The organism is Iamia sp. SCSIO 61187 (assembly GCF_019443745.1).
Classification (GTDB): domain Bacteria; phylum Actinomycetota; class Acidimicrobiia; order Acidimicrobiales; family Iamiaceae; genus Iamia.
This window is the reverse complement of the sequence record NZ_CP050948.1, coordinates 1,162,909-1,178,590: the sequence shown is the minus strand read 5'-3', so window position 1 is coordinate 1,178,590 and position 15,682 is coordinate 1,162,909. Positions and strand designations below refer to the sequence as shown.

Sequence of the window (15,682 nt, the reverse complement as noted above, 5' to 3'; positions counted from 1 at the left end):
CGTACCCTCGATCGATGACCGGTCGAGGGCACCGCGGGACCCGAGCGGTCGTCGTCGCGCTCGTCACGAGCGTGGCCTCGGCCGCGGCCGCCGTCGCCGCCTTCGTCGTCACCGAGTCCTCCACGCTGCTGGCGGCGGCGATCCTGCCCGCGGCCGCCACGGTGCAGCACCTGCTGCTGCTCGTCGCCGGGCGCCGGACCCGCCGGGCCGCCGACGAGGAGCACCCGTTCGGCCACGGGCGGGAGCGCTACTACTGGAGCTTCGCGGTGACCACCGTGCTGGTCGTCCTCGGTGCCGTGGCCGCCGTCGCCGAGGGGGTCCGGACGATCTCGGACCCCGCGCCCGTCGTCGACCCCGAGTGGGCCTACGCCGCCCTCGCCGCCGGTGGCGTCCTCGCCGCCGTCGGCCTCCGCGTCGCCGTCGTCCAGGCCGATGCCGTGCGGGGCCGGGCCACCTGGCGGAGGTTCGTCCGCAACGCCGAGGTCCCGTCCCTCCCGGCGGTGATCGTCCAGCAGACGGCGACGATCACCGCCGCCCTGGTCGGCCTGGGCGCCGTCGCCGCCGCCGAGCTGCTCGACGAGGCCGCGTGGGACGGCATCGGCGCCGTGGCCATCGGCGCCCTGCTGGGCGTCGTGGCCCTCGTCCTGCTGGCCCAGGTGCGGTCGCTGCTCATCGGCCGGTCGGCCACCAGGAAGGACGTCGAGAGCATCCGGGCCGCGGTCGAGATCGATCCCACCGTCAAGCAGCTGATCCACCTGCGCACCCAGCACCAGGGGCCCGAGGAGCTCTTCGTCGGGATGCGGGTCGAGCTCGACCACACCCTCACCTTCCCCGAGGTTAGCGAGGTCGTGAACCGGATCGAGCGGACGGTGCGCCGGGCGGTGCCGATGGCCCGGGTCATGTACATCGAGCCCGACGTGACCGACTCCCGGCGGGCGGGCCCGACCATCGGCGAGCACGAGCCCGGTCACGAGGTCCCGCAGGAGATCCGGGCCAAGCAGAAGATCGAGGACCGGCGGGGCGCGCTCGGCGTCGGCATCCCCCTCGAGGAGGGCGACCGAGAGCCGTCTTGACCCGGGCCCGGAATACCCGACAAGGTAGATCGGGTTTCAGATGAGACCGCACGATCCCCGTCCACATGGAGGACACACCGATGGCCGTACGCCTGGGCGACGATGCCCCGAACTTCACCGCCGAGACCACCGAGGGCACCCTCGACTTCTACGACTGGAAGGGCGACTCGTGGGCGGTGCTGTTCAGCCACCCCAAGGACTTCACGCCGGTCTGCACGACCGAGCTGGGTCGGGTCGCCGGGCTCAAGCCCGAGTTCGACAAGCGGGACGTGAAGGTCATCGGTCTCTCGGTCGACGAGCTGGGCAACCACGGTGACTGGGGCCAGGACATCAAGGACGTCACCGGCAACGAGCTGAACTTCCCGCTCATCGCCGACACCGACCGCACGGTCAGCGACCTCTACGACATGATCCACCCCAACGCCAACGACACCCTCACGGTGCGCTCGGTGTTCGTGATCGGCCCCGACAACAAGGTCAAGCTCACCCTGACCTACCCGGCCTCCACGGGGCGCAACTTCGACGAGATCCTCCGCGTCATCGACTCCCTCCAGCTGACCGCCAAGCACAAGGTGGCCACCCCCTCGGACTGGAAGGACGGCGAGGACGTCATCATCACCGGCGCCGTCTCCGACGAGGAGGCCGCCGAGCAGTTCCCCGGCTACCAGACCGTCAAGCCCTACCTCCGCACCACCAAGCAGCCGGGCTAGGGCCACCCGGCCGTCACCGCATCAGGCGGTGGCGGCCGAGACGGCGATGCCGGCGGCCTGGCGGAAGGCCGTCTCCCAGCCCCCGGCCACCAGGCCGATGCGGGCCAGCGCGATGGCCGCGGCCGACCTCTCGGCCACGGCGTCGGGCCGGCCCGCGGCCTCGGCGGCCACCGCCGAGGCCAGGCCGACGACGGCCTGGCCGACCCGGTCGTCGGTGGCGGCCACCGCCTCGCGGGCGGCGGCCAGGCGGGGCCAGCCCTCGTCGGCCCGCTCGGCCCGCACGAGGGCGAGCCCGGCCGCGACCTCGGCCAGGGCCCGGTCGAGGTAGGTCGCCTCGTCGCAGCCGGGCACGGCGTCGGCCGCGGCCAGGGCGGCGTCGAGCTCGCCCCGTCCGGCGGCGACCACGGCGGCGGCGGCGTAGCCGAAGGCCCGGCCCCCGGTGGCGGGGACCTCGGGCCGCTGGCCCTCCTGGAGGGCGGCGAGGGCGAAGGTGGCGTCGGCCTCGATGGCGCCGAGGGTCGCGTCGGCCTGGCCGCGGACCTGGGCCAGCGCCAGGGCGGCCCGCTCGGGCTCGCCGACCTGGACGGCCAGGGCCACCGTGGCGATGTCGCCCACGCCGCCGCGCCCCGGCCCGCGGCCCACGGTGGCGGACTCCCGGACGGCGGCGAAGCCGGCGTCGACCCGCCCGCTCATGGCCAGGGCCCGGCCGTGGGTGGCCAGGCTGACGGCCAGGCCCCACGGGTCGCCCAGGTCCCGGAACGACTGGGTGGCGACGGCGGTGTGGGTGAGGGCGTCGGTGACGTCGCCGGCCCACAGCCGCAGCGACCCGACCAGGCCCCGCATCATGGCCGTGGCCCACTTGTCCTCCTGGGCGCCGGTCACGTCGAGGATCTCGTCGGCCAGCTGCTGGGCCTCCTCCCGCCGCCCCTGGGCGAACCGCACGAAGGCGAGCAGGCCCCGGGCCCACGCCCGGCCCACGATCTCGTCGACCTCGCCGAAGAGGGCGAGGGCCCGGTCGACCTGCGCCTCGGTGGCGGCCACGTCGCCGACGAGCATCCCGACCCACGCCAGGTTCTGGGCGACCCAGCCCTGACCGGCGGGGTCACCGGCCCGGACGAACGCCTCCTCGGCCTCGGCCAGGGCGCTGCGGGCGGCGTCGAGCTCGCCGGCGAACATGTGCGACAGGCCGAGCAGCCGGAGCGCCTCGCCCCGGCCCCGGTCGTCGCTCTCGGCCGCGAAGCGGTCGGCGGCGTGGCGCAGCCGGGCGGCGGCGGCATCGGTGTCGCCGGTCCGCTGCTCGATCTCGCCCAGGCGGAGCACGGCCGCGGCCTCGACGCTGCGGTCACCGGTGGCCGTCGCGCCCGACAGGGCGGCCTCGGCGTCCTCCCGGGCCCCGGCCAGGTCCCACCGGTCGGAGCGGACGCGGGCCCGGGCGACGAGCAGGCGCACCCGGCGCGCCACCGGCTCGGGACCGGCCAGCTGGATGGCGCGGTCGTAGCCCCGCTCCGCCGCGGCCAGCACGTCACGGCGCTGGGCCCGGCGGGCCGAGGCGGTGAGCCAGCACACGGCGCGGTCGCGGGCCCGGGCCGGCACCGACGCCAGGTCGCCCATCTCCACCTCGACCTCGGCGGCGGCGGCCCAGTGGTGGGCGAGGCGGTTGACCGTGGCGTCGTCGACGTCGGGCGAGGTGGCCACCAGCTCCTCGGCCCGGGGGTCGTCGAGGTCGAGCGAGACGTCCTCGAGCAGCCGCTCCTCGATCCAGGCGGCGATGCCGGCGTGGCGCTTGGCCCGCTCGGCCTTCGGCAGGGTGGCGTAGGCGACCTCGCGGGCGATCTCGGAGCGGAAGCCCCAGTAGCCGGTGTCGACCTCGAGCAGCTCGGTGGCGACGAGCGTGGCCAGCACGGCGTCGATGTCGGCCTCGCGGTGGAGGGCGCGGCTCATCTCGCGGAGGGCCACGACGGGGCCCCGGCGCCCGATGACGGCCGCATCGGTGAGGACGGCCCGCTCGGTCGGGCCCAGGGCGTCGAGGCGGGCGGCGACGATGCCCCGCAGGGTGTCGGGGAGGCCGGGCCGGAGGGCGTGGTCGCCGTCGCAGTCGACGAGCGCCACCAGCTCCTCGAGGAAGAACGGGTTGCCGCCACTGCGGTTGAGGATGTCGGCGCGCAGGGCGTCGGGGACGGTGTCGCCGTGCAGCGAGGTCAGCAGCTCCTCGGCCGCCGCCTGGTCCAGCGGGTCGAGGTTGAGGACGAAGGTGTCGTGGCGCCCCGGCGGCGGGTTCCACCGGTCCCGCACGGCCTGCCGCGCCGTGGCCAGCACGACCACCGGGCAGCGGGCCAGCCGGACGAGCAGCGTCTCGATCAGCTCGAGCAGGTCGTCGTCGGCCCAGTGGATGTCCGACAGCAGGAGGATGACCGGCCGCCGCCGGGCGTGGCCCTCGAGGAAGTCGACGAAGGCGTCGACCGCGGCCTCCCGGGCCCGCGCCGGGTCCCGGCTGTCGAGGGCCGGGTCCCGCCCCATCAGCGTGAGCAGGCCGACGGCGACGCGGTCGAGGTCCTCGTCGGGACACTCGTCGCCCAGGGCCGCCGCCACCCGGGCCCACACCGCGGCGTGGACCTCGTCGTGGTCGGCCGACGCCTCGAGCTCGCAGTGGGCGTAGAGGGCCTCGGCCAGCGGCCACCACACGTTGGCCTCGCCGTAGGGGACGCACCGACCGTCGAGGAGCAGGACGTCACGGCCGGCGGCCATGCGCTCGGCCGCCTCGCGCACCAGGCGGGTCTTGCCCACCCCCGTGTCGCCCACGACGATGCCGACCAGCGCCCGCTGGTGCCCGAGGGCGGCGCCGACGGCGGCGTCGACGAGCCCGAGCTCGCGGTTGCGCCCGACGAGCGGCGCCTCGTGGCGCGCCGGCCGCTGCCCGGGGGGCAGCAGGGCGCGGGTGGCGGCCCACGCCTCGACCGGCGCGTCGCGGCCGCGGGCGGTGAGCAGGCCGCGGTGCTGGAAGTCGATGCAGTGCGCCGTGGCCGAGTGGGTGGTGGGCCCCACGAGGACCTCGCCGGGGCGGGCCGCGGTCTGGAGCCGGCTGGCGGTGTTGACCACGTCGCCCATGGCGGTGGTCGCCCCGCCGGCGCGGAGGGCACCGACGAGGACCTCGCCGGTGTTGACCCCGATCCGCATCTGGACGCGCGGCGACGCCTCGCCGCCGGTCGCTGTCCGGGCCGAGATGGCGGCGAGGGTGTCCTGCATCCGCAGGGCGGCGCGGACGGCGCGCTCGGCGTCGTCCTCGTGGGCGACGGGTGCGCCGAACAGGGCCAGGATCCCGTCGCCGACGATCTTGTCGACCCGGCCGCCGAAGGCGGTGATGTCGGCCACCAGGCGCTCGAACCAGCCGTCGACGAGGCGCTTCACCCGCTCCGGGTCCATGGTCTCCGACAGCGTCGTGAACCCGACGATGTCGGCGAAGAGCACCGTGACGACCCGGCGCTCGTCGATCGGTCCGGTCGTGGGGTGGCCGCACGCGGGGCAGAACCGGGCGCCCGCAGGCACCATCGATCCGCATTGCGTGCACTCCACGGGTCGAAACTACCGCCGCCGACCTCCTTCAGGGGTCCAGTTCGCCCCACACTTGTTGCGCGGCGGAACAACGCGTCGACGCCCGGGGTGGCAGCGGTAGGGTCGCCCGAGCGCGGCGGCCCCACCCGACGCGCGGCCACCCCCGACGAACGAGGTTCCCCATGACCGATGCCGCTGTGACCGCCGCGCCCACGGTGGTGGCGCGGGCCGAGAAGGCGACCAAGTACTACGGCTTCGGCGACACCGCCGTCTGCGCCCTCGCCGAGGTCGACGTGGCCATCGAGGGCGGCCGCTACACCGCCATCATGGGGCCCTCCGGGTCGGGCAAGTCGACGCTCATGCACTGCCTGGCCGGCCTCGACACCCTCACCTCCGGGCGGGTCCTGATCGGCGACACCGACCTCTCGACCCTGTCGGACAAGGAGCTCACCCTCCTCCGCCGCGAGCGGGTCGGGTTCATCTTCCAGGCCTTCAACCTCATCCCGACGCTCACGGCGCGGGAGAACATCACCCTCCCCGCCCTCCTCGGCGGGCGCGAGACCGACAGCAGCTGGTTCGACCAGGTCGTCGGGACCGTCGGCCTGGGCGACCGCCTGACGCACCGGCCCAGCGAGCTCTCCGGAGGCCAGCAGCAGCGCGTCGCCGTGGCCCGGGCCCTGGCCCAGCGGCCCGAGATCGTCTTCGCCGACGAGCCCACCGGCAACCTCGACTCGCGGGCCAGCACCGAGATCCTCGGGTTCATGCAGGCCGCGGTGCGCGACACCGGGCAGACGATCGTCATGGTGACCCACGAGCCCTCGGCCGCCGCCTACGCCGACCGGGTGCTGTTCCTCGCCGACGGCCGCATCGTCGACCAGATGGACGGGCCGACCGAGGCGTCGGTCCTCGACAAGCTCAAGTCGCTGGGCGGCTGAGGGACCCGATGCTCAAGGTCGCGCTCAAGAACCTCGCGGGCCACAAGCTCCGCACCCTCTTCACCGCGGTGGCCGTCGCCCTCGGCGTCGGCTTCATGGCCGGCACCTTCGTGCTCACCGACACCGTGTCGTCGTCGTTCGACACCATCTTCACCGAGGCCTTCGCCGGCCTCGACGCCCAGGTCCGGGGGAAGACGGCGTTCGAGGCCGACGCCTTCGACGGCGGCGAGCAGCGGCCCGACGTCGACCCGGCGCTGGCCGACCGGATCCGGGAGATCGACGGCGTCGCCGACGCCGAGCCGGTGGTGCAGAGCATCGGCTCGGTGCTCAAGGACGACGGCAAGCCCCTGAACCAGGGCGGGGCGCCGTCGTTCGGGGCCAACTGGACGGGCAACCCGGCGATCGACGTGTTCACCCTCGAGGAGGGCCGCGCCCCGGAGGGGCCCACCGAGGCCGTCGTCGACACCCTGACGGCCGAGGCCGGCGACCTCGAGGTCGGCGACCCCTTCCGCGTCCAGACGGTCAGGGGACCGGTCGACCTCGAGCTGTCCGGCATCGTCAAGTACGGCGAGTCGGGCAACCTCGGCGGGGCCTCGTTCGTGATGATGGACACGCCGGCCGCCATCGAGACCTTCGCCTTCGACGGCAAGATCCAAGGCGTCGCCGTCATCGCCGAGGAGGGCCTGACCCAGCAGGAGGTCGTCGAGCGCATCCGGCCCGAGCTGCCCGAGGGCACCGAGGTCATCACCGCGACCGAGGCCGCCCAGGAGGCCAAGGACGCCATCGGGAGCTTCGTCGACACCATCCGGACGTTCCTGACCGTCTTCGCCCTGATCGCCCTGGCCGCCGGGTCGTTCCTCATCTACAACACCTTCGGCATCATCATCGGCCAGCGCGTCCGCGAGCTGGCGCTGCTCCGCGCCCTCGGCTCGTCCCGGACCCAGATCCTCACCTCGGTCGTGGTGGAGGCGGGCGTGATCGGCCTGATCGCCTCGATCATGGGTCTCGTCGGCGGCATCGCCCTGGCGTTCGTCCTCCAGTCCGTGCTGGCGACGGTCGGCTTCGGCGAGCCCGGCTCGGCGCCGGTCGTCGGCCCCCGGACGATCATCGTGTCGGTCGTCGTGGGCGTGGTCGTGTCGGTGCTGTGCAGCGTCGTGCCCGCCCTGCGGGCGTCCCGCGTCGCCCCGATCGCCGCCCTGCGCGAGGCGGCCACCGACGACACCTCCCGCGGCCGGATCCGCCTGGTCATCGGGGGCCTCCTGGTGGCCGGGGGCGTCGCCCTGCTGGTGACCGGGTCCCAGGGCAGCGGCAACGGTGCCATCGTCCAGACCGGCCTCGGGACCGTGCTCGTCTTCGCCGGCACCGTCGTGCTCGGCCCCTACCTCGTGCCGCCCCTCACCGGGGTCCTGGGCTTCCCCCTCCGCTTCCTCGGCGTGGCCGGCGTGCTCGGGCGCGACAACGCCCGCCGCAACCCGAAGCGGTCGTCGGGCACGGCGGCGGCCCTCATGCTCTCGGTCACGCTGATCACCTTCATCGCCGTGTTCGCCCAGTCGTTCGGCAAGTCGATCAACGCGTCGATCGACGAGCACTTCAAGGGCGACATCGAGATCATCACCGCCGGGTTCGGCTTCCCCAGCCTCAACCGCGAGCTCGTCGACTCCCTCGCCGAGCGCGACGAGGTCGGGGCCGTCACCGGCGTGCAGCGGGGCACCATCGAGATCGACGGGGACACCCGGCCGGTCTACGGCGTCCGCTTCTCCGACGTCACCGACGTCTACGACCTGGGCGAGGTCGAGGGCGACATCGGAGCCCTGTCGCCGGAGGAGATCGCCATCGACCGCGAGACCGCAGACGCCGGCCCGTGGCCGGTCGGGACCGAGCTGCCCGTCACCTACCCCGACGGCACCGCGGGCACGGTCACCGTCGGCGCCATCTACGAGGACGGCGCCATCGTCGCCCAGAACACCGACGGCCACTTCCTCGTGTCGGACCAGGTGATCCGCGACCACTTCCCGGGGTTCGGGCAGCTGATCCAGCGGGTCGACATCACCGCCGCCGACGGGGTGACGGTCGAGGAGCTGCGCGACGCCGCGACCGAGGAGTCGGAGCAGTTCGCCGCCGCCGAGGTCCGCGACGTCGGCGAGATCAAGGAGGCGAACAACGACCAGCTCGCGTTCTCGCTGCGCATCTTCTTCGCCCTCCTCGGGCTGGCCCTCGTGATCGGCGCCCTGGGCGTCGCCATCACCCTGGCGCTGTCGGTCTTCGAGCGGACGCGCGAGATCGGCCTCCTGCGGGCGGTGGGGGCGACCCGGCGGCAGCTGGCCAGCTCCATCACCGGCGAGTCCGTGATCATCACCCTGCTGGGCACGATCCTCGGCCTGGTCATCGGCATCGCCGGGGGGACGGCGATCATGCTGGCCCAGGGCGACGAGTTCGACACGCTGCGCATCTACATCTCGCCCATGTTCGTCGTCGGCGTCCTGGTGCTGGCCCTGGTGATCGGCGTGGCCGCCTCGCTCATCCCCGGCTGGCGGGCGGCGCGCATGGACGTCCTCCAGGCGGTGACGGTCGAGTGATCGATCCCACCGACGTGCCCGCCCCGGTCGCCGCCTTCCTCGCCGAGCGCCACCTGGCCACGCTGACCACGCTGCGACCCGACGGCTCCCCGCACGTCGTGGCCGTCGGGTTCACGTGGGACGCCGCCGCCGGCCTGGTGCGGATCATCACCTTCGCCCCCAGCAAGAAGGCGCGGAACCTGTGGGCCGCGCCCGGGTCCCGGGCCGCCGTCAGCCAGGTCGACGGGGGGCGCTGGCTCACCCTCGAGGGACCGGCCACCGTCACCGACGACCCCGAGCGGGTCGCCGAGGCCGTCCGCCGCTACGCCGAGCGCTACCGCCAGCCGGGCGAGCGCGACGACCGGGTCGCCATCGAGATCCGCGTCGACCGCATCCTCGGACGCGCCTGACCACCCGGTGCTGGCCGTGTACCCGGGGTCGTTCGACCCGCCGACGGTGGCCCACCTCGGGATCGTGGCCGCAGCGGCGGCCCACGTCGACGAGGTCCGGCTGGTGCTGTCGGAGGTGGCGCTGGGCAAGGAGGACGTCGCCCGCCGCACGTCGGTGGCCGACCGCCTGGGCGTGCTCCGGGCCGAGGGGCTGGCCGCGGTGGCGACGACGGCGCGGCTCGTGGTCGACATCGTCGCCGAGGCCGGCGCCGACGCCGTGGTGATGGGGGCGGACAAGTGGGCCCAGGTCGTCGACCCGGCCTGGTACGGCTCGGTCGCCGCCCGCGACGCCGCCGTGGCCCGCCTGCCCACCGTGCTCCTGGCCGAGCGGGCGGGCACGTCGGTGCCGGTGCTCGCCGGCCTGCCCGCCGTCGAGGTCGTGGTGCTCGACGTCGACCCCGCGCACGCCGAGGTGTCCGCCACCCGGGCCCGGGCCGGGGAGCCCGAGCTGATGGCGCCCGCCGCCCGCGCCTCAGGCCTCTGGGTCTGATCCCGTGGAGGTGGTGCCCCGCTCGCCCTCGCCGGAGCCGAGGATGAGGCGGGCGCCGCGGTCCCAGGTCAGGTAGTTCCACGCCCAGTTGACGAACACCGAGACCCGGTTGCGGAAGCCCATCAGGTACACGAGGTGGAGCCCGAGCCAGGCCACCCAGGCCGGGGTGCCGGTCAGGCGGATGCCCCCGCCCAGCTCGGTCACGGCCGAGCGGCGCCCGATGGTCGCCATGGACCCCTTGTCGCGGTAGCGGAACGGGGCGTGGGCGTCGCCCTCCCCCACCACGCCGCGCTGGATGAGGGTGGCGACGTGGTGCCCCGACTGCATGGCGACCTGGGCCACCCCCGGGAGCAGCGAGCCGTCGCCGGCGGTGATGGCGGCGATGTCGCCGATGGCGAAGGCCTCGGGGTGGCCGGCGATGCGCAGGTCGGGGGCGACGGTGATCCGCCCGCCGCGGCCGGTCGGGACGTCGAGGGCGGTGGCGAGGGCGCCGGCCTTCACGCCGGCCGCCCAGACGAGCGTGTGGGCCGGGATCTCGGTGCCGTCGCCGAGCCGCACCCGGGTGGCGGTCACCTCGGCCACGGAGGTCCCCGTCCGCACCTCGACGCCCCGCGCCGCCAGGGTCGAGCGGGCGTAGCGACGGGAGCCGGGCCGGAACGGCGGGAGCAGGTCGTCGAGCATCTCGACCAGCACCACGTGGGCCCGGCGGACGTCGAACCGGCTGCCGCGGAAGTCGCGGTGCAGGACCTTGTCGATCAGCTCGACGAGGGCGCCGGCGACCTCGACGCCGGTCGGCCCGCCGCCCACCACCACGAAGGTCAGGGCCCCGTCGTCGACCGCGGCCGGGTCGGCGTCGGCCGCCTCGAAGCGACCGAGGATGTGGTTCCGGAGGTGGACCGCGTCGGGCAGGACGTAGAGCGGGAACCCGTGCTGGGCCACGCCCGGGATGCCGAAGTCGTTGACCTCCGCCCCCGCCGCCACCACCAGGTGGTCGAAGGCCAGGGGGTCGCCGGAGTCGACGGTGACCTCACCGGCCTCCCAGTCGACGCCGGTGACGGTGGCCCGGCGGAACCGCACGTTGCGCTGGCGCTGGAAGATGCCCCGGACCGGGTAGGCGACGTCGGCCGGGTTCAGCCCCGACGTGGCCACCTGGTACAGCAGCGGCTGGAAGGTGTGGAAGTTGTTGCGGTCGACGAGGGTGACCTCGACGGGGGCGTCGGCCAGGCCCCGGGCCACGGCCAACCCGCCGAACCCGGCCCCGACGACCACCACGTTTGTGCGTCCGTTCACAAGTGGTGCAACCGCGGCGCGGCCCGTGACCTTCCCGCCGGTCACGCTCGCCTCGCGGCCGGCTGGCACCGCGGGCACCAGTAGGTCGAGCGGGCCTGGGCCCCGTGGTGGGCCATCCGCACCGGGGTCCCGCAGCGCCGGCACGGCTGGCGCTGGCGCCCGTAGACGGCGACGCTCCCCGGCGGCCCGGCCACCGTGGTGCGGCGCGCCGTGGTCAGGTTCCGGCGCAGCATGCGGGCCGCGACGTCGAGGAGCCGGCGCCGGAGGGCGATGTCGACCGCCTCGATCGGCGTGAAGGGGTCGAGCCCGCAGGCGAACAGCGCCTCGCTCTTGTAGACGTTGCCGATGCCGGCGGCGACGCGCTGGTCGAGGAGGACCTCGGCCACCGTCGTCCCCGGCTCCGGCACGGTGCCCATCCGGGCCACGGCCTCGTCGAGGTCGACGTCGGCGGCGCACAGGTCGGGGCCCAGGTGGGCCACGGGGTCGTCGGCCCGGCCCAGGGCGTCGAGCCCGGCCCGGTGGTAGGTCCGCACGACGGGGGCGCTGAAGCACACCGCCTCCCACCCGGGGACCACCAGCCGGCACCGCAGGAGGTGGCGGCCCTTCCGCCACCGCTCGCCGGTCCGGTAGAGGTGCCACGAGCCGGTCATCCGCATGTGGGTGTCGAGCGACAGGCCCCCGGCGAAGTGGACGAGCAGGTGCTTGCCGACCGCCTCGACGTCCTCGATGGTCGTCCCCGGGCGGGGCCGGTCGCCGGCCAGGCGGGGGGCGTCGAAGCGCAGCAGCTCGGCCCCGGCGAGGACCGGGCGCAGCCGGGTCGCGGCCCGCCAGATGGTGTCGCCCTCGGGCACCCCCGCAGGCTACGGGTCGCCGGCGGGGCGACGGCGGGCTCATCCGTACGCCGGCGGCAGGGGGACGCCGGCGGCGTCGACGTGGGGGTTGGTGGCGTGGCCGCTCGGCACGTGCTCCCGGCCGGTCGTCGGGTCGACCCGCCGGGTCGTCTCGTTCCGACGCTCCTCCTGGCCCTCGCAGGCCGAGAAGACGGCCGCCAGGCCGGTGAGGGCGACCCCGGCGGCGATGACCGGCAGGCCGCCCGGGCCCATCCCGGCACCGACGAGCGTGGCCACCGACCCGGCGGCGCCGGCGGCGGCCTGGGGGACGTCGCACTCGAGGCCGTCGCCGTCGTCGAGGGCGAACGGCGCCCGCACCAGGCCGACGAGGGCCCCGGTGCGGCTGAGCACGACGGCGGCCCCGCCCCGCCCGACCGCGGCGGCGATGCGGTGGGCGACCCCGGCGCCCCAGCCGGCGACGCGCAGCGCCTCCTCGACCCGCTCGGCGGCGTCGGCGGCGGCGACCTCCACGGCGGCGCCGGGCGCCCCGTCGGGCACCATCCCCGCGGGGACCGCGGTGTAGCCGCGCAGCCACCCGTCCGAGAGCTCGCCGTCGCCCTCGACCGTGGACGCCGCGTGCACGGCGGCGGTGAGCCCGTCCTGGGCCGCGGCCAGGTCGGTCGGGGCGACGCCTGCGCCGGCCGCAGCCCGGTCGAGCAGGATCGGGAGGGTGCGGGTGCGCCGGCCACCGAGGCCGGTGAGGACGGCGGCGAGGAACGGGGCCGATCGGGACCGGCGGTCGAGCTGGGCGAGGAGGGCGCGCAGCCGCTCCCAGTCGGGAGGCGCCTCGTCCATGGCGGCGACGATGCGATCGGCGAGGGCCTCGGCCGCCGCCCGCAGGTCGGCCTCGGCCCCGAGGGACAGGGCCGGAAGGGGCAGGTCCTCCGGCAGCGCCTCGACGAGGGCCCGCGACCAGGCCACGACGGCGCGCTCGTGGTCGCAGACCGCGGCGAGGCGCCGCAGCTCGCCGATCGAGGCGTCGGCGGCGACACCGGCGCCGGCCACCTCGTCGGCGACGCGCCCGGCCCGGCGGCGGCACCCGTCGGCCAGGCCCTGCAGGTAGGCCTCCAGGCCGTGCAACCGGGCCGGGTCGAGGGCGATGACTCCCGGGTCAGCCATGAGCCACCTCCGCCTCGACCCGGGCGACGGCGGCGGCGCGCTCGTCGAGCCGGTCGGCCAGGGCCCGGAGGCCGACGGCCGCGACCCGGGCGTCGAAGGCGACGACCGCGGCCCGGCCGCGGTGGGCGGTGGCCGCCGGGCCCTCCCAGGTGGCGGGGCCGGAGTGGGCGTCGAGCCCGGCGAAGTCGGCGGCGAGGGCGTCGGCCAGGGCGCGGACCGCCTCGGCCGCCGTCCGCAGGTGGGCGGGTGATCGGCTCATCGGGGAGCCTCCCTTCAAGGGACGAACAGGCTTGAAGGGGGAAGTTGGGCCCGCCGTGCCCGTTCCGGGCCCCGGCCAAACCCGGCGGCGGTCGCACGGTGGCCGGCATCGGGGTCGGGGCCCCGGCGAAATCCCCGGCACGCCCCCCTCCCCGTCCGATAGACAGCACCCTGCGGCCGGTCATCCGGCCGCAGGATCTTCCCGCCCCCGCCGGGGCGCCGCCGACCGTGACCCACGCTGAGGGGCCCCGACAGCACCGCTGAGGGACCCCGACAGGACGGGCACGGGCAGCCGGCGCCCGGGGGGCCGGGACGGGGGGATCTAGGGGTCGGCGGTGAGGACGACCTCGGCGTCGGTGCCGGCGTCGACGGCGCCGTCCTCGAGGGCGGCGGCGAAGCCCTCCTCCTCGTCGAGGTGGGTGCGCAGGAAGGCCACGGTCAGGCCGTCGATGGCGGGGAAGGCCTCCTCCACCGGCAGGAGGTCGTCGCCACAGCCGTCCTCGGCCAGGCGCAGCAGGTTCTCGGGGATGGCCAGGCCGATCTGCTCGACGATCCCCACCAGCCCTCCCTGCTCGGCGCCGATGAGGCAGAGGTCGCTGAAGACGAGGTGCCCCGAGGCGGCCACCTCGACCAGGTAGCGGGGGGCGGACAGGGTCTCGTAGGCCTCGGTGGTGGCGGAGGCCGGGATCGTCTCGTCGTCGAGCCCGGCCATGACCATCCCGGGCACGGTCGGCGGCTCACCCAGCGGGTTCTCCTCGCTGCCGGACCCGAGGGAGTAGGCGACGAAGGCGTCGATGCGGTCGTCGCTCGCGGCCGTGCGGTAGGTGGCGCCGGCACCGGCCGAGTGACCGGTGACGGCGACCCGGTCGAGGTCGACGAGCCCGGCGAGCGGCGACCCGGTGTCGGCCTCGGTCGCGGTGACCAGGTCGAGGGTGGCCCCGAGGACCTCGGGATCGGTCGCCTCCGGGACCCCCTGGGCGGCGGTGCCGAGCAGCCCGCCGAGCGAGCGCTCGACGTGGTCGGGGGCGGCGACGACGTAGCCCCACGAGGCCAGGTGGGTCGTCAGGTCGACCGACTGCTCGGGGAAGCCGGCGAAGCCGTGGCTGAACAGGACCAGCGGGAACGGGCCGTCGTCGACCGCGGGCTCGGCGCCGGTCGCCGCCGGCACCGGGTACTGGACCCGCGCCTCGGCCGGGACCTGGGCCTGGAGGTCGGGGGAGAGCAGCGAGGTGATGTCGAAGGTGTCGGTCGGCTCCTCGACACCGGCCTCGGGGTCGGCAGCCGGGTACCAGACGACGACGCGACGCCCGTCCAGGTCCATGGTGAGCGACCCCACCCCGTGGGGCCCCCGCTCGCCCAGCTCGGCGACGGTGGGCTCGGCCTCGCCCTCGTCGGCCGGCGCCGCGGCGCTGGTGACCGGACCCTCGTCACCCTGGCCCTGCTCCCCGTCGTCGCCGTCGTCGGACGAGCACCCGGCGCCCACGAGGAGCAGGGCTGCGGCGACGAGCAGGGCGAGGCGACGACGGTCGGGGCGGTGGGCGAGCACGGGGGGACCGTACCGGCCCGCCGGGCGCGGCCCGGGTCAGCCGTCGGTGTCGGCGGACCAGGCGCCGGCGCTGCTCCGGTCGGGGCGGAAGCCGTGGTCGACGCCCCAGAGGGCGGCCTCGGTCCGGGTCGACACGCCGATCTTCCGGAACACGTTGCGGGTGTGGGTCTTGATCGAGTTCACGCTCAGGTAGAGGGCGGCGGCGATGTCGGCGGTCCGCTTGCCCTGGGTGATGAGGGCGAGGACCTCGCTCTCGCGCTCGGTCAGGCCGACCTCCTGGCCCGGCCACTGCCGGGTCGCCCCGCCGACGGCGCGAGCACGGTGGCTCCGCGGGCCGTGGTCACCGGTGAGCACGACCTTCTCGCCCTCGTGCACGGCGACGAGGGCCTCGGCCAGCTGGCGCCCGGTGAGCCCCTTGCTCAGGTACCCGGAGGCGCCGAAGCCGAGGGCGGCGTCGACGAGCTCGGGATCGGTGGCCCAGGTGTAGACGGCGACCCTGCCCACGTTGGGGTGGACGGCGGCCAGCTTGATCATCTCGGCCCCGTGGTCGGGGAGGGCGAAGCAGTCGAGCAGGGCGACGTCGACCCGCTGGTGGGGCCCGCCCTCGGACGACGCGTCGACCACCTGCACCAGGTCCGGGTGGGCGGACAGGATGGAGGCGACGCCCTGGACGATGACGTCGTAGTCGTCGATGACGCTCACGGTGACCACATCTCGTCACTCTCCGCCTGGCGCCCGATCAACCGATCCCCTCGCCCGTCCGGATGAGCGACCGTGCGACCACGGCCCGCGGCCGCAACGCGGCGCGGTGCGGCGCG

The 15,682-nt window shown here is 75.4% G+C and carries 13 protein-coding genes; 6 read left to right on the top strand and 7 right to left on the bottom strand.

The features are described 5' to 3' along the window. Positions 1–14 precede the first annotated feature (14 nt). Together HC251_RS05770 and HC251_RS05765 are read left to right on the top strand one after the other, a co-directional pair. Positions 15–1,073 (top strand): cation diffusion facilitator family transporter, encoded by a 1,059-nt coding sequence (locus HC251_RS05770; RefSeq protein WP_219944356.1) that lies wholly within the window; start codon positions 15–17, stop codon positions 1,071–1,073. A gap of 80 nt (positions 1,074–1,153) precedes the next feature. Next, a complete protein-coding gene (locus HC251_RS05765) occupies positions 1,154–1,783 on the top strand; it encodes a peroxiredoxin (RefSeq protein ID WP_219944355.1) in 630 nt (209 codons plus the stop codon). Positions 1,784–1,804: 21 nt separating this feature from the next. Here HC251_RS05765 and HC251_RS05760 read toward each other — a convergent pair whose 3' ends face one another. After that, complete coding sequence (locus tag HC251_RS05760) at positions 1,805–5,353, bottom strand: adenylate/guanylate cyclase domain-containing protein (protein ID WP_255566610.1); 3,549 nt, start codon at positions 5,351–5,353, stop codon at positions 1,805–1,807. 161 nt (positions 5,354–5,514) lie between these two features. Between HC251_RS05760 and HC251_RS05755 the strand changes: the two genes are divergently transcribed. Genes HC251_RS05755 through HC251_RS05740 form a run of 4 tightly spaced genes read left to right on the top strand, consistent with a single transcriptional unit; the run spans position 5,515 to position 9,761 of the window. Beyond that, entirely contained in the window at positions 5,515–6,267 is a 753-nt protein-coding gene (locus HC251_RS05755) for an ABC transporter ATP-binding protein (RefSeq protein WP_219944353.1), read from the top strand. An 8-nt stretch (positions 6,268–6,275) separates the two neighbouring features. Beyond that, positions 6,276–8,843 (top strand): ABC transporter permease, encoded by a 2,568-nt coding sequence (locus HC251_RS05750; protein WP_219944352.1) that lies wholly within the window; start codon positions 6,276–6,278, stop codon positions 8,841–8,843. Continuing rightward, positions 8,840–9,232 (top strand): pyridoxamine 5'-phosphate oxidase family protein, encoded by a 393-nt coding sequence (locus HC251_RS05745; RefSeq protein ID WP_219944351.1) that lies wholly within the window; start codon positions 8,840–8,842, stop codon positions 9,230–9,232. Before HC251_RS05750 ends, HC251_RS05745 begins: the two co-directional genes overlap by 4 nt. Before the next feature lie 7 nt (positions 9,233–9,239). Beyond that, positions 9,240–9,761 (top strand): hypothetical protein, encoded by a 522-nt coding sequence (locus HC251_RS05740; RefSeq protein ID WP_219944350.1) that lies wholly within the window; start codon positions 9,240–9,242, stop codon positions 9,759–9,761. Here the strand turns inward: HC251_RS05740 and HC251_RS05735 are convergent. The 6 genes from HC251_RS05735 to HC251_RS05710 all read right to left on the bottom strand — a co-directional run bounded on the left by HC251_RS05735 (position 9,744) and on the right by HC251_RS05710 (position 15,566). After that, the gene (locus HC251_RS05735; protein WP_219944349.1) at positions 9,744–11,051 is read right to left on the bottom strand and encodes an NAD(P)/FAD-dependent oxidoreductase; all 1,308 of its coding nucleotides are present in this window, start codon (positions 11,049–11,051) and stop codon (positions 9,744–9,746) included. The genes HC251_RS05740 and HC251_RS05735 overlap by 18 nt on opposite strands. Before the next feature lie 41 nt (positions 11,052–11,092). Continuing rightward, positions 11,093–11,902: a DNA-formamidopyrimidine glycosylase family protein gene (locus tag HC251_RS05730; RefSeq protein ID WP_219944348.1), complete on the bottom strand. Its 810-nt coding sequence runs from the start codon at positions 11,900–11,902 to the stop codon at positions 11,093–11,095. Positions 11,903–11,941: 39 nt separating this feature from the next. Continuing rightward, positions 11,942–13,060: a hypothetical protein gene (locus HC251_RS05725; RefSeq protein WP_219944347.1), complete on the bottom strand. Its 1,119-nt coding sequence runs from the start codon at positions 13,058–13,060 to the stop codon at positions 11,942–11,944. Then, entirely contained in the window at positions 13,053–13,319 is a 267-nt protein-coding gene (locus HC251_RS05720; RefSeq protein WP_219944346.1) for a hypothetical protein, read from the bottom strand. Before HC251_RS05720 ends, HC251_RS05725 begins: the two co-directional genes overlap by 8 nt. 321 nt (positions 13,320–13,640) lie before the next feature. Then, on the bottom strand, positions 13,641–14,864 hold the full coding sequence (locus HC251_RS05715; RefSeq protein WP_219944345.1) for a dienelactone hydrolase family protein: 1,224 nt from the start codon (positions 14,862–14,864) through the stop codon (positions 13,641–13,643). A 36-nt stretch (positions 14,865–14,900) separates the two neighbouring features. Then, the gene (locus HC251_RS05710; RefSeq protein WP_219944344.1) at positions 14,901–15,566 is read right to left on the bottom strand and encodes a response regulator transcription factor; all 666 of its coding nucleotides are present in this window, start codon (positions 15,564–15,566) and stop codon (positions 14,901–14,903) included. Positions 15,567–15,682 lie beyond the last annotated feature (116 nt).

Excerpts from the sequence above, each read along its gene's own strand:
- HC251_RS05770 (WP_219944356.1), top strand. The coding sequence starts at position 15 with ATGACCGGTCGAGGGCACCGCGGGACCCGAGCGGTCGTCGTCGCGCTC.
- HC251_RS05765 (WP_219944355.1), top strand. The coding sequence starts at position 1,154 with ATGGCCGTACGCCTGGGCGACGATGCCCCGAACTTCACCGCCGAGACC.
- HC251_RS05755 (WP_219944353.1), top strand. The coding sequence starts at position 5,515 with ATGACCGATGCCGCTGTGACCGCCGCGCCCACGGTGGTGGCGCGGGCC.
- HC251_RS05750 (WP_219944352.1), top strand. The coding sequence starts at position 6,276 with ATGCTCAAGGTCGCGCTCAAGAACCTCGCGGGCCACAAGCTCCGCACC.
- HC251_RS05725 (WP_219944347.1), bottom strand. The coding sequence starts at position 13,060 with ATGGCTGACCCGGGAGTCATCGCCCTCGACCCGGCCCGGTTGCACGGC.
- HC251_RS05720 (WP_219944346.1), bottom strand. The coding sequence starts at position 13,319 with ATGAGCCGATCACCCGCCCACCTGCGGACGGCGGCCGAGGCGGTCCGC.